This is a genomic window from Legionella bononiensis (genome assembly GCF_016786215.1).
GTDB classification, from domain to species: domain Bacteria; phylum Pseudomonadota; class Gammaproteobacteria; order Legionellales; family Legionellaceae; genus Legionella; species Legionella bononiensis.
Genome location: NZ_JADOBG010000022.1, coordinates 490,317 through 503,471, shown reverse-complemented (window position 1 = coordinate 503,471; position 13,155 = coordinate 490,317). Strand labels below are relative to the sequence as shown.

Here is a 13,155-nt window from a genome sequence, read left to right as displayed (position 1 = left end):
CAAAATACTATAAGAGTAAGTTGCCTTAATGCGGTTGTAATCTGTTTGCAATGCGTATGTTGTGGTTCTTTTATGCTTTAATTCTTTTTTTGACAGAACTGTAGGCAGTAAAAACACTTTGCAATGCAAAAGCATGTGGATAAGATAGAGCAATGAACAGCAAAACTCTGGATCAAAATGATTTTAATGTTTGCAATACCCCATTGTGATACGGTAAAGAAAGCCCGCAAATTCCTGGAACACAATAAAATTGATTACGAATTTATTGATTTCAAAAAATCCCCGCCGACCAAAGAACAAATAAAAGCATGGGGTGATTATGCAGGAGAGCTTCCCATCAATAAAAAGGGAATGACGTACCGAAAATATAAAGAGCAGTACGAGGCTTTAAGTATGTCGGAAAAAATTGATTTTATTATCGCAAATCCATCACTAATCAAGAGACCTGTTCTGGTACAAAATGACAAAACAATCGCATTGGGTTTTAATGAAGAACATTATAAAGAACTTGCGAGAGCACATTGAAATTAGTTAGCCCTACGGTCCTAGTCAATCGTATGCACAGTATAAGTTAATTTCATACGAAATTAACCATTTTCTCCCAATTGGACCATAATATAATTATATTGTTGGTTTATTTCTCATTTATTGTCTGTAATTGAAGCAAACCTATGATTAATGAATCCGTAAGGAGAATGGTATGCATCCGAAAATAGAAGCTGCACAGAGAGAAATTGTTGAAGCCTTTAACGACAAGCCTAAAAAGGGTATCCAAAAAATAAAGGATTTATTAGCGGGTGAGGAACATGTTCAGGTTGAAGAAGAAATTGCCGAGTTATTTATAAAACAAAAACAAAATCTGGATTTAGGGGCTGTTGGTGTTTATCTGAGTGGTATAGAAGCTGAGAATCAGGCTGTATTAAACGCGTTTACTCTTAGTTTTGATTTTAAAGAGCAGGATTTTACTACGAGTTTAAGAACTTTTTTAACTGCATTTAAATTGCCAGCGGAAGCCCAGCAAATTGATAGGTTACTTGAAAGTTTTGGTAAGTCTTATTGTAATGCAAATCCTGGTGTTTTTGCCGATACGACAGCGGCTTATGTTTTTGCGTTTGCAGTCATGATGCTTCAAACTAGTTTGCATAATCCCAGTGTACTCCCAAAAGACAAAATGACTTTCGAGCAGTTTGCAAATATGCTAAAGGGTTGTAATGTTGAACAAGATAGTACAGATAAAAAAGATTATGACATGGCTTTTTTAAAACAAATATATGAGGATATTAAAGCACAACCCTTTAAGTTCAATTTCATAAAGACTAGCCCAGGATATGAGTTTAATTCAAATCTTCTTGATAATGATCCTACTTTTAATAAATTGAATTCATTGCTTCAATCCAATACAAAGGCTCAAGATGTATTTCCAGGAATAAGTGCGGAAATTAAGGCTACTGTGGATAAGCCAAAATCATGGCTAAATATTTTGACCGGTTATGAAGGTACAATAACCTTAAAGGATGATAATGCGAAAGCGTCAGTTACTGTTCAGGTATATAACCCAGGTTTCTTTTCTAAATTGTTATTTGGAGATCAACCCAAAGTAATCATTCAACCCGCGAATCAAGATGGGAATGATCCTAAGGCATCAATCGATTTGGCGGGAAAAATTGCGGCTGGATTTCAATCACCAGTAACTAGTATTAAGGCTACATATGATAATGACAAAGCCGATTTAGTTGAAGCTTATGATACCAATAAATCTGCCCTTAAAACGGAAGCTTCTAAAGCATTTGCAAATAACTGGAAAAGCGAAATAGGAGCAGAGCGAGACGCAATAAAACGGGATGAAGATAAAGGTGAGCAGATGCAGATCAAATAGGATTGGTAAGAAAATTCAGCTGTTTTTGGGAGTGGACTCTGCATTCTGAATGCTGTTTTAACATCCTGTGCCTGACATGAGGGCTACAGGAACCAGAAGATCTTTTATTAATGTATAGGTTTTATTCGGTATCAAATCGACCCAGTTTGTAAGACAATCTGGATTTCCTTTGCCCTTTGACCAGACAAGTACTCTAAAGTACTCCGTGTGTTCAGGAACGGCTAAATTGCTCTTCCCCATTTGAGTAAGTACTAACAAGGTATCTGGATTTAATTTTAATCCTTCCCTGACCCTTTTATTCTCCATTTCAACATCTTTGGCAGAAGCGGCCCATTGAATCGCAATTGTTGATTTAGGAAATTAAAGACTTAGCTTAACAATTTTTTAAATTTAATGTAAATCATGCAGGCAAAACAAGACAATGAGCGTTCATGTTCCCGCAAAGCTATGGAACCCTAATAAAATGAAATACGTCAGGACCCCTAGTTTATGCGAAGATCATTAACACCGCTGTCCTTACGAATAATTATTTCCGGTGAATTTACTGCAACCAGTTGAGTAAAGAACGCCTGAGGCACTACTTGAGTCATCTGTTTTGTAGGACCCAAGTCGTTCTGTATTGAATCATTTGGTAAGACGTCCATTTTTTTTAATTGAGATGACGAGCTATGTACAAGTGAAGAACCTTTTTTCTGTTGGAAGATAACAGGTGAGTTTGGATACGATGATTCGTGAGAAGCGGCGTACTGTTCTAAATAAATGGCTGCGGCTTCTTTAACAATGTCCTCATTAGCAGATTCCAATAATAGATGGATTGGTGCCTCATTTATTAATTGATGACTTTTAAACAATTGAGGTATTGTGTCATTCATAAGGAATAAGGGGAATCTGGATGTACCCCCAAATCCCAGATTGACATCACCAGCATAATACACACTTGTGATCTCGGTTTGTTGGGTTGTTACATAGGACAGAATTTTTTTTAATTGCTCAATAACGACTTCACCCACCTGATGTTCTACAGAAGGAATATCTTCAGATAATTTAAGTGGGGGCAAAGTATTCGTATCATGATATTTTTTCTTAAGATCTACAAACGCTGTGACTGCAGAAATTTGATTATGGTAACAACAAATTATAAGAATATTTTTGGAAGTGATTGCATACTGTATATAACATTTTTGCATAATATATCCCAAATAAATCAAGTGAGAACAGAGAGGAAGCCCTGATTTTGTTTACTAAGCTCAAAATTATAACAAATGAATATTAAGTGATTATTAATGACGTTGAATGTGGTGTGTAATATCTTGAAAATAGGTGATTAATTGTTTATCCAAGCCTGTCTTATTGTTTATGACGCGACGAACTCTTTATTCCAATAGGGATTATATTTTTTAAATAATAAAACGGCTAATACTGAGAATTTGATTCATTTCTGATGCTGCCACTCCCTTTTATTCGGGAATGGCTCTTTATGACCCAAACAATCGGCGTAATTGCGTTATGATTGGCTTAGGGGCGATTATTTAGGCTTTACTTTATTTTCCGGGAATATTTCGTCAAACATCGCCGCTCCACCTACCGCAATATTTGCAAGAGCATTTTCCACCTCAGTGCTCTTATCTCCCGTTTTAGCGCCAAAAAAACTATTAGCGCGGTTGGTTGCATTTTCCAGAGGTCTTCGATTTTTACCTACCTCATGAGCTCCATAGAGAAATGCGGCAGTGGCAAGAATTGATGCAGAGAGCCCCAGCCGAGTATCAGCCCAGTAAAGTGGTGCTAAAATCATGTTACCCAGACTAAGTAATGTTCCTGTTTTTCCGGCATCATCTGTTGATATTGTATTTCCTGGCATAATCACTCCTTGTATTATTATTTGTATCAAAGAGTATTTGAGGGACGATTAAATTGCAAGTTTTATCAATGCGATAAGTTTTTGGACAGCTCCAGATCATTATTAATCATTGCCATCCTCAGGTCATGGGTTTTCATTGCCCATGCCTGTTATGGATAGCTACGGTGATGCTATGCTCTTTTAATCAAGATCAATAGCAGATCGTAATAAATAAGCGTTTAAGCGATCAGCGAGTTGTGTCGCTCGCTCATTGGTACTGACCCATCGTGTTTCTTGTGGGAGTTTAGAAGGCAAGTCGCTTAATTTGACTAATTCTGTCTGCACGGACGCCTTGCCAGTGGTTGGTGCTGATACAGGCAGATTTTGCCAACGCAGCATCATGGTGCCTTCATGAAGACCCGACGTACTTATCCAATGATACACACCTGGATCTGTACGAGAGATGACAAATCGGTATTGCCCATCGGCATCAGCTAGAGCTTGGGTATTGTTGAAGCTGCATAAATACTTGCCTGGATCTACGGTAATAGTCCAGGGATTCGTTGCCGGAACAACAAAATATTGGGCGCCACCTGAATTAATAGTGACAATTAATGCTTCATCATCCTCCAGTTTAAAATGCCCAAAAGAGCTTGCCTGAGTTACCAGAGTTCCTAAATCATCTGATTGGCTGGGCTGTTTAAACGTATTCACTTTATTGATTTTTGTTTTAATACCTAAAGCACCGGTACCATAAAAAAAGGTAGATTCAGCAAGATTTTTTAATGTTTCCATATAGATACGAGTATCGCTACGTGGTTTATGATCGGAAACGTCATCAAGTACTTCTACACTTAATTCATCGGGTTTATTGGTTTGCCAATCACCGAGAGTATTTCGTACAAAAAGCATCACTGCACTGCTGGTGGATTGAATATGGTTTACTCGTCCATTAGCTGGTTGGCTATCAATCGTGATATCATAGGTGCCATCAGCATTGATGACTAAATCATTGCCCGTCAAGACGGCAACCGTTTTCTGTGAATTGGGGTTACTGATCAATGAAAACGTTGCATCAGCTAAACCATTACTATCGCGTATTCCATGTAGGACATAATGGATCTTGTCCTTGATAGGAATGGTACGATAGATAACATCCGGATTATCATAAGAATAACGGCCTCCGGGTATTGATTCTCCGAACCAATGACGTGGTCCGGTGTCGACCCAATACACTTTGGGGTAGTAGGGGTCACTATTAACCGCTTTTTGAATGGAACTGAAAACCAGTTCATCGATCATGCCATCCATTAATGGCTTGGCTTCGTCGCTTACAAATAATCCATAAGCTACTGTATAGGTTAGTTTGGCTTTATAGCGCAATAAATGAAATGCATGATTTTTAAAAATATTAATTGCCTTGGCATCAAGATCCCGTTGTTCTTGAGTCGCCAGCGGATTGCTGCTGGCTTCAATCTGTGTTGCAATACATAACAGAGGAAGTATCGCGAAACAACATGCCCTTTTTAAGTGTTTTATTAATACATCCACTGTATATTCTCCATTTTGAGTGCTTATGGGTTGGGGGGAGTGATGTCACTGTTAACCCGTTTAAGCTTAAATAAGTGATGCCTTCTTTTCTGGGGGTGCAACAAATTCAGTAAGAGACGGCCTGATATTTTTATAGTACAAGCAATAACGCCTCAATAAGTCCAGGAAAAATCAAGCTCCCGACGTCCCGCGGCTTGTCCGCAGGACGTCAATCAAGTATTGTTCCCAGGCTTAGGGAGAAGTTACTAAAAATGATTATAACCTATTGTTAATTAATAATTAAATTCATTTATTGTTCTAAGCCTGATTTAGAATATCCTCACCAGAACATAGTTAATGTGAGCCGGCCATTTGAGGTGCTATTTCGTGTGCGTTCTCACCAGATGCATAAGCAGATCGATTCGTTTCCTGCGCAAATAAGGTACCCGCTTTAGAATATCTAAGATTGGATTCCTGCTGATTGGCTAAGTGCTCTTCAGGTTGCGAACGATAACCCAAACGCTTCATCACTTTTGCAGTTGTATGGTCAGGGGTTTCTACATCAGTTGCGTTATGTTTATTATTGGATGCTGCAGACACAATGTCCTGTTGTTTAAAACGATACAAATTGGCTAAAACAATTGTGGATTCAAGAACCATCAAGGCAACGCCCAAGACTGGATTCAGTGCAAAACCTATGGCAACAAATAATCCGGCTGCTACTAGAGTAATCCCTGAATTATAAGCCAGGCTCACGAATAAGTTCTGGAAAATATTATCTTTTGTTTTTTTAGCCACATCAAAGGCCGTAGCAATAGGGAATAACAAACCTTGTTGAACTACTATACCGGCATGTTGTTCGGTGACGGTATCACCGATACTCGATTTAACCGCAATACCAATATCAGAATAGGCGATAGCCGTTATATCATTAGCGGCATCACCTACCATGGCGACTTTGTGGCCTTTGGCTTGTAATTGTTGAATATAACTTGTTTTTGATTGCTCACCGGGTTTTGTGATAGCCCCTACTGTATTCGCGCTAATATTCGCTTTTGGAATACCTAATAAAGCGGCATATTGTTCTGCCGATGCTCTATCAGCTCCAGTACAAATATGTACTGTCTTGCCAAGACGTTTTAATTGATTCACCGTGGCAACAGCATCCGGACGCAAAGGATCGGTTAAGGCAATTTGTCCTATTACTGTTGTTCCTCGCACAATATAAACAGAGCCGTTGTCCGGATTATCATAAGGTTCATCGAACTGTGTAATTTCATTAGCAACCAGCATGTCCTTATTACCAATGATGAATGTTTCACCATTAATTATGCCTTTTATGCCTGAGTGATGGCTTTTATCAATCGACGTGATTTCTAAAGATTCACTTGGAATAATGCCTTTATTCTGTATATAAGACTTGATAATTTTGGCGGCTGGATGATCGGATTGATCTTCTAATAATGCGACATGGCTCAAATAGTTCTCATCTGAAATACGCATGGACTCTACTGCAATTTTGCCTTCAGTAAGGGTTCCGTTCAGATCAAAAACTACGGTGTCTATATCTGAGGCGGCCTGTAATGCCTTCCCATTATTAAAATGAATCCCTTGTTCAGACGCTTTTTTCATCCCGATTTTAACTGCCATGGGGGTAATCAAACTCAAAGCACATGGACAGGCGCTCACAAGAACAGAGATGACGCATTGGATAGCAAGCGCGGGAGTAAATAATGAACCGATGACGATACCCGATACCAGCGCTACGCCGAGTAAGCCGGGAATAAAGTAGTATAAGACTTGATCGGCAAACAGCTCGACTGGTGCTTTTTCATGATTCGCTTTATTAATATTTTTTGCGATTAATGAGAGATAAGAGTTTTGATATGTTTTTGTAACACGCAGTTCCAATGAAGGTATATGGTCAGCCAGGCGCATACCCGATTTTACGACATCACCAGGTTTAAACATCCTGAGGTGGGGGGATCCGTCGACCCGAGTTGTGTAAAGTAGCGTTTCTTCTGTTACAACACCATCGACAGGAATCACCTCTCCTTTTTTCACTACAATCATATCGTTTGGAATTAATTGTTTGACTGAAATGTCCTTATCCGGGTTACCCTTTAAAAGAACTAATGGAGGTACGCAATCGCGAACATCCAGTTTTTTATTAATTTTACCTATCAAGGTATGCTCTATTCCTTCGCCTAAATGCCAAAAGCCTAAAACTAAAGGTGCCGCTTCAAACATCATCGGTAACCCGGGGACAAACATACTGGCTATAGATACACCGACTATGGTCAAAGTACTTATTGCGTATAAAGTTGTGGTATCCCATTTTAAACTCTGTAAGGTATGCCAGGCTGATTCATAAACAGAGCGTCCTAAATAAAATGTCATCAACGTAGTAAGCCCGGTTATGACGTAATAGGCCATCATCGGAATGTTAAAACTCGCAATCGAGATGACCAGTAAGCCTATTCCCCAAATTAACCCTAACGTCGCTTTTAGCCAATGATTTTCATGATGGTCATGATCATGGCTATGGCCATGGTGATGGCCGTGGTGGTGATCATGGGAGTGAGGCTGTTTCGTATTTTTTTTGTGTTTTTTGGGATGACTGGAATGTGTTGGTTTGGATTCATGCGCGTGATCTTTATGCTTTATTTCGTTTTCGTTCCAAACTGCTTCTAACTCGACACGTTCACTTAAGGAGATTTCTTCGGCCAATAAAAGTTGTGTCACCTGGTTTTGAATGGTTTTTTGGTCTTTGGATGTACACAACAAACTAATGCTTCTGTTAGCACTAGTGGTATCGATTGCAACACGCACTATCCCTAATTCGTTCGCTTCATACAAAATCCGTTCTATTTTTGCCGGTTCGAGAAGTTGAGTATCATCTGAAAGATGGAATCGATAATTATAATAATACATTGGTTTCCTCTACTTAAATGATTAGAGAGATGCTAAAGAAGGTTTTGTTGTGCTTGATTACTTTAATTGCATTTCATCACCCTCAAAGAAGTGTTATAATATAACACTCAATTGTTGAAGAGCAAGTAAGATTAAGTAATTTTTAGACACTATATAAAAATTATGTGTTTATTTGTGTTCTTTATTTGATTATTTTTCATTGAAATTGAGAGTATGATAAAATTGAAGGTTCTAATAATTAAACGTATAGATGGTTGATGAAACATAATTTGTTGGACAGAGCATATAAGCATTGCATGAGTCATGGCTACCGATTTACTGAGCCAAGAGAGCGTGTCCTCAAAATATTAGTGGATGAACGAAAACCTCTCGGAGCTTACGATATTTTACAGCGATTATCTTTGGAAATTGAGAACCCCAAGCCTCCGACAGTTTATCGAGCCATCCAGTTTTGGCATCAAGAGGGATTTATTCACTGCATTGACAGCCTTAAGTCTTATGTCGCCTGTTTGCATGGACATCACGTGGGACAGGCTCAATTTCTCATCTGCAATCAATGTGACTTTGTTAAGGAGTTGGAATGCATTATCGATTTTACCTCTGTAACAGAATCGGCTAACGCCATTCAGTTTTCAATTATTAATTGCACTGTAGAAATTAAAGGTCTTTGCGCCGAGTGTAATCTGACTAATTTAAGAAATTAGAGTGTGTTGACAATTCATCGATTTATTTCTAATGTCCCACGACTTACTCCTGAGAGATCCTCATAAAGTTTAAGCATAACGGGAGTAGCCTGTATTAGACGAAGTCGTAATACAGGATCAATCTCTTCAATAACCCACTGTTCTTGTATCTTGTGTATAAATATTTGAGTATCTATCGATTAATTAAACGTAGAATGATTGATGATAACTGGAGTGCATCGCATTGGGGAAACCACCCTGTATTACAACTTCGTCTAATACAGGCTACCTTGACTAAACCAGTTAAATTCACTTTGCTATCTGTGCAAGCTGCTTCACCTGCGATCATTAAGCTTTTTAATCTATTTTTATGATTGTCAGGTAGTTTTACGTAAAGGTCATAATTGCACCTAAAATTATTAAGATGTATAATATTGGAACACTACGTTCAGTTCTGGTTGCAATGAAAGCTATTTTTAACTCATTTCCCAATAACAGCCTGTTTTCTCTTAAACATTTTCGTATTTCTTATACCTTGTTATCCCCGATAAGAAATCTCATCGCGAATTTCAATCAGGATGAAATTAATGTAGTGAGTATTGCATGTGGCGCAGCACTGGAGTTATCAACCCTTGAACTACTCGCCCGCTCCAGGGGAGTTAAGATTAATTATGTTGGTTGTGATATTGATTCGCGAGATTTAAAATTTAATATTCGTGTTTTACAAAAGAAAGCTCCATCGGTTAACCAGATTTATATCCATTCAGATATTGCCAGCGCTCCTCCTGTATTCGCGATTTCCCACGCTCATTGCATTATTTGGCGTCATCCAGAGTTTTTAAGTGATCATGATGAAACCCCCAAAAGGTTAATTTTAGATATGTGTCATATTTTATGGAATATTCTGGAAAACAAGAGTGAAGAAGCTCCAATTTTAATTACGTGTTATGATCCTCATGAAATGATGGTGATATTAGAACTCCTTCAGCAGTTTTGCGAAGAAGATCTTAAATACAATTTGAACATTGATATGCACGATGGCCGAGCATCCTGGCAAAACCCGATTATCGAACCAGATGATCGAGATCCTTTGTTTAATCTAAATCACCAAGATCAATGCCAATTAATAATCACACAATGTCACCTTAAAAAAATGATAGCGAATAGCGAGGTATTTTTGAGCGCATTATCGAAGGCGTTTCAAAATATCGTGCCTCGAATTCAAACGAATGAGCAAATCACCCCCACTGTTCTTTTGGAGCATCTTGATGAGCCTACTCTTGATGTACTCAGAGAAGCTACTTCTTATTTAAATAATCAGATAAGAGAGGATGACAATCCCTTTGCTAAAAGAGATCAATTGCTAGCGGTGCTTAAGCAGTCTTATTCGCAACCGGAAATGAGCCACCCATTAACGTATTAATATAAAAAGAAGTGTTAAATGGTTTAACTTATTGCAGTTATTTCTCTTGGATACCCTTTGGGCAAGTCATGTTTGTACTTACCTGTTGTTGGATCACAGTCTTTAATAGTCATTGATACAGTAGCTGATAATTGAACTGGTTTATTGAGTTCGTCCAATAATTTAGTGAGTTCATCGCGATTCCATCCTTTTATACCCACATATCCTCCTTAAGTTAATCGTTCTTATTAGCCGTAATCGATATTGTATAGCTATTATCTGGCAGTGTGAGTGATACTTTGAGGTTTTAGGTGTAGCTCTAAGTTCATTAACGGTTTTCCTCTCTGATAACTTATTCTTCCACCGGACTTGGTAAAGCGGGTTAAATCTCAACTTCCACAAAAGTTCGCTTTGTACTAAATAAGAGTTTGATTTGAACTAGATATCAGGATCGATGACTGTGTCAGACTCGATTTGTGACAAATTTTAATTATCTATATAGTATATTATTATATTGCAAATTCGATTCGTTAAAAACGTACATCATTATTAAGGATAGCCATGAGATTGATAGGGATAGGATTGATTATTATATTAGGAACCGCACTCTATCTATTTCTTCATAAATCTCCTACTTATCATCAGGGCCCTGTTTTAAATTCTACAGTTATTGCTTTTGACTATGATGGTAGACATGACACAGTGACTTCCGAAAGCTTAATTAATGGTGACGCGCTTATTTTTTTAAAAATTGATCCAAATTCTAATAAATTAGAGCTTGTGAGTTCGTTTAAACAGCTTCAAAGTTATGATGGTAAACGGAAAGGATATATCGCTCTGGATAACCCTAATTTTATAGATTATTATTTTGGACGTTATTTAAATTATAGTGATACTCTGGAATACCGCAAATTGGCTAATTCAGGTATAGCCGGCATCACCCTTAAGTATTCTGGAAATAAGGTTACATCTGCGCGGGTTATTCTATTGGATAATTCTCGTCGAAATCTGATGATGGTCAAAATCAATAGTGATGTTTTGGAAGACGTTAAATTGGAGAAATGTGGTATAAAATGCGATCTTCCTCAATAGGATAACACTAAATAAGAGAGAATCAGGACTTGCTTTCACATTTCTGGTCGCCTTGATTAACTTCAGGTAATTAGGAGTACTATTGGATTTGATGAGCCTGATTTACGTGATTTTTTTATTCTGTTAATTCCAGATCGAATCATTCAAATGCTCGTCCATATCTTTACCTGGAGCACACTCTTTAGAAAAATAGCCATCATTTCGTTTTAAATAATGGTTATTATAATAATCAAGGGCATTTTGTTTTGCGATGAGTTCGGGTACGCCTAGCAGTTTTGCTGTGCGATAATTTCTTTGTACTGCCTGACATTCTGTTTTTGCTTCATTGTACTCACCTCGGGCGTGCATGCTTTCGTGAGTTAGTATGTTCAGGCTGATGATTTCTTCTTGACTCGCGTGATCGGGATGGGCAAGATAGTCCATCAGGATGGAACACCTCGGGTATTGAATGACTATATATCCGGTTTTCGGATCCGTATGGCCGCCAACCCTGATTTCCTCATCGAAAAGCGTGTCAAACAAGGTATTACAATGTACCTTTGCTGGATGATTGTCGGCTAATTTACTGGCTGTGGCAGAAAATAACCGTTCCATTCGCCAGTGATGAAAAGGCGGCCATGCGCTTGACAGGGCTAACAACAATAAAACAGCAAGATAGGGTTTGAAAATGGGCATGTGGCCGTTGAGCTCACGGTAAATCAACCAACAGAAAAAAAGGGAAATCAGGATCCAAAGCATCATGCTGCTCTTAAGAAGTGGTCACGAGATGTATCAGTGAAATTTAATCTGAACGATACATTATCAAGTATTAATTCACTATTCTATGCAAACGGGTTTAAAAATTATTTTTGTCTCATGGTCTAAATGCCCCATAGCCGTAGAGCTAAGGAATTTCTGTATATTAAGCCGCCCGGATTTCGCTGCGCTTCATCCGGGCTTTTGATTTGCTCTATAGCGTGAAGTTACGATAGAGCAGGTTTAGAGCGAGTGCTATAAAGGCCGGGAAATTTAAAATCATTGGTTTTTTCAACGATCATTGAGGCGATATCATCTAATCGTTGAGCCAGGTTTTCAATTTCTGCCATTACTTGTTCATCACGTGCGAGCAGTCTATCCAATAGTTCTTTAAGACCTTGTTCATCACTGTTAAATCCTTTGTATTCTGGATTGCTTATCATGAATGCATCAATCATTAGACCAGTCTTCAAATTGATGTTCAATGAAAGTACCATGTCAGTGAGCATAATGTCTTCTTTCAAGGTTTCCTCGGGCAGTTTGGTGAGATCGATTTTAACTGAAATTAAAGCGGTGAGACCGGTGTAATTGTCTTCACTATCTTTGCTCGTTGAGGTAATTACGGCTTTGATAGATGCTGCATCACCATATTCTTCTTCGGTGTATTCTTTAGCGAGGGTTTCTATCATTTGAACTGCCATGGGAATCAGATAGTTAATTTCGTCTTGGGGTAGCAGTTTTGTGAAATCAACTCCAAGTGATCCTTTGATGACAGTAGTTGGAGTGGCACCTACACCGTAATCATATGCGAGATTATCGAGTTTTAGTTCGAAAGTATTTTGGGAGCCTGTTTTTCGATAAAATGAATTCAGGGCAACTTTGAATGCATGCTCCGGAGTGGTTTCTACTTCGTTGAATTTAAGCTGTACAGTGGTTGATTCATTCTGGAAGGGGCTAAGAATTTTTACAACTTGTGAGTTGAGCTGGTCAAGTACATTGTCTGCAAACGCATTCACCGCAAGAGTGAGACCGAGACCTAAAGAGAGAACGAGTTTTTTCATAAATA

The 13,155-nt window shown here is 38.3% G+C and carries 13 protein-coding genes; 5 read left to right on the top strand and 8 right to left on the bottom strand.

The features are described from left to right. Positions 1-177: 177 nt before the first annotated feature. The gene (locus tag IZU94_RS15685; protein ID WP_203112778.1) at positions 178-525 is read left to right on the top strand and encodes an arsenate reductase family protein; all 348 of its coding nucleotides are present in this window, start codon (positions 178-180) and stop codon (positions 523-525) included. 175 nt (positions 526-700) lie between these two features. Continuing rightward, positions 701-1,876, top strand: a complete 1,176-nt coding sequence (gene ralF / locus IZU94_RS15680; RefSeq protein WP_203112775.1) for a T4SS guanine nucleotide exchange effector RalF — start codon at positions 701-703, stop codon at positions 1,874-1,876. Between the two features lie 57 nt (positions 1,877-1,933). Here the strand turns inward: ralF and IZU94_RS15675 are convergent, their stop codons facing one another. The 5 genes from IZU94_RS15675 to IZU94_RS15655 form a co-directional block, all read right to left on the bottom strand. Further along, positions 1,934-2,182, bottom strand: coding sequence for a hypothetical protein (locus IZU94_RS15675; protein WP_203112772.1), 249 nt, complete (start codon positions 2,180-2,182; stop codon positions 1,934-1,936). Positions 2,183-2,358: 176 nt separating this feature from the next. After that, positions 2,359-3,063 carry a hypothetical protein gene (locus tag IZU94_RS15670; protein WP_203112769.1) on the bottom strand — a complete coding sequence of 235 codons (705 nt, stop codon included), beginning with the start codon at positions 3,061-3,063 and terminating at the stop codon, positions 2,359-2,361. Between the two features lie 338 nt (positions 3,064-3,401). Continuing rightward, positions 3,402-3,734 carry a hypothetical protein gene (locus tag IZU94_RS15665; RefSeq protein WP_203112766.1) on the bottom strand — a complete coding sequence of 111 codons (333 nt, stop codon included), beginning with the start codon at positions 3,732-3,734 and terminating at the stop codon, positions 3,402-3,404. 180 nt (positions 3,735-3,914) lie between these two features. Beyond that, a complete protein-coding gene (locus tag IZU94_RS15660) occupies positions 3,915-5,264 on the bottom strand; it encodes a hypothetical protein (protein WP_203112763.1) in 1,350 nt (449 codons plus the stop codon). Positions 5,265-5,597: 333 nt separating this feature from the next. After that, positions 5,598-8,177 carry a heavy metal translocating P-type ATPase gene (locus tag IZU94_RS15655; protein WP_203112760.1) on the bottom strand — a complete coding sequence of 860 codons (2,580 nt, stop codon included), beginning with the start codon at positions 8,175-8,177 and terminating at the stop codon, positions 5,598-5,600. 257 nt (positions 8,178-8,434) lie between these two features. Between IZU94_RS15655 and IZU94_RS15650 the strand changes: the two genes are divergently transcribed. Then, the gene (locus IZU94_RS15650) at positions 8,435-8,881 is read left to right on the top strand and encodes a Fur family transcriptional regulator (protein WP_058472895.1); all 447 of its coding nucleotides are present in this window, start codon (positions 8,435-8,437) and stop codon (positions 8,879-8,881) included. A 403-nt stretch (positions 8,882-9,284) separates the two neighbouring features. Beyond that, positions 9,285-10,283 carry a hypothetical protein gene (locus IZU94_RS15645; protein WP_203112757.1) on the top strand — a complete coding sequence of 333 codons (999 nt, stop codon included), beginning with the start codon at positions 9,285-9,287 and terminating at the stop codon, positions 10,281-10,283. A gap of 23 nt (positions 10,284-10,306) precedes the next feature. Here IZU94_RS15645 and IZU94_RS15640 read toward each other — a convergent pair whose 3' ends face one another. Beyond that, entirely contained in the window at positions 10,307-10,483 is a 177-nt protein-coding gene (locus IZU94_RS15640) for a hypothetical protein (RefSeq protein ID WP_203112755.1), read from the bottom strand. A gap of 340 nt (positions 10,484-10,823) precedes the next feature. On the opposite strand from IZU94_RS15640, the gene IZU94_RS15635 reads away from it, so the two are divergent. After that, positions 10,824-11,354: a hypothetical protein gene (locus tag IZU94_RS15635; protein WP_203112753.1), complete on the top strand. Its 531-nt coding sequence runs from the start codon at positions 10,824-10,826 to the stop codon at positions 11,352-11,354. 123 nt (positions 11,355-11,477) lie between these two features. Here the strand turns inward: IZU94_RS15635 and IZU94_RS15630 are convergent, their stop codons facing one another. Continuing rightward, positions 11,478-12,029, bottom strand: a complete 552-nt coding sequence (locus tag IZU94_RS15630; protein WP_238400717.1) for a hypothetical protein — start codon at positions 12,027-12,029, stop codon at positions 11,478-11,480. Positions 12,030-12,316: 287 nt separating this feature from the next. Next, the gene (locus IZU94_RS15625; RefSeq protein ID WP_203112751.1) at positions 12,317-13,150 is read right to left on the bottom strand and encodes a hypothetical protein; all 834 of its coding nucleotides are present in this window, start codon (positions 13,148-13,150) and stop codon (positions 12,317-12,319) included. Positions 13,151-13,155: the final 5 nt, after the last annotated feature.

Excerpts from the sequence above, each read along its gene's own strand:
- IZU94_RS15665 (WP_203112766.1), bottom strand. The coding sequence starts at position 3,734 with ATGCCAGGAAATACAATATCAACAGATGATGCCGGAAAAACAGGAACA.
- IZU94_RS15670 (WP_203112769.1), bottom strand. The coding sequence starts at position 3,063 with ATGCAAAAATGTTATATACAGTATGCAATCACTTCCAAAAATATTCTT.
- IZU94_RS15635 (WP_203112753.1), top strand. The coding sequence starts at position 10,824 with ATGAGATTGATAGGGATAGGATTGATTATTATATTAGGAACCGCACTC.
- IZU94_RS15645 (WP_203112757.1), top strand. The coding sequence starts at position 9,285 with ATGTATAATATTGGAACACTACGTTCAGTTCTGGTTGCAATGAAAGCT.
- IZU94_RS15650 (WP_058472895.1), top strand. The coding sequence starts at position 8,435 with ATGAAACATAATTTGTTGGACAGAGCATATAAGCATTGCATGAGTCAT.
- ralF (WP_203112775.1), top strand. The coding sequence starts at position 701 with ATGCATCCGAAAATAGAAGCTGCACAGAGAGAAATTGTTGAAGCCTTT.
- IZU94_RS15675 (WP_203112772.1), bottom strand. The coding sequence starts at position 2,182 with ATGGAGAATAAAAGGGTCAGGGAAGGATTAAAATTAAATCCAGATACC.
- IZU94_RS15625 (WP_203112751.1), bottom strand. The coding sequence starts at position 13,150 with ATGAAAAAACTCGTTCTCTCTTTAGGTCTCGGTCTCACTCTTGCGGTG.
- IZU94_RS15685 (WP_203112778.1), top strand. The coding sequence starts at position 178 with ATGATTTTAATGTTTGCAATACCCCATTGTGATACGGTAAAGAAAGCC.
- IZU94_RS15630 (WP_238400717.1), bottom strand. The coding sequence starts at position 12,029 with ATGCCCATTTTCAAACCCTATCTTGCTGTTTTATTGTTGTTAGCCCTG.
- IZU94_RS15655 (WP_203112760.1), bottom strand. The coding sequence starts at position 8,177 with ATGTATTATTATAATTATCGATTCCATCTTTCAGATGATACTCAACTT.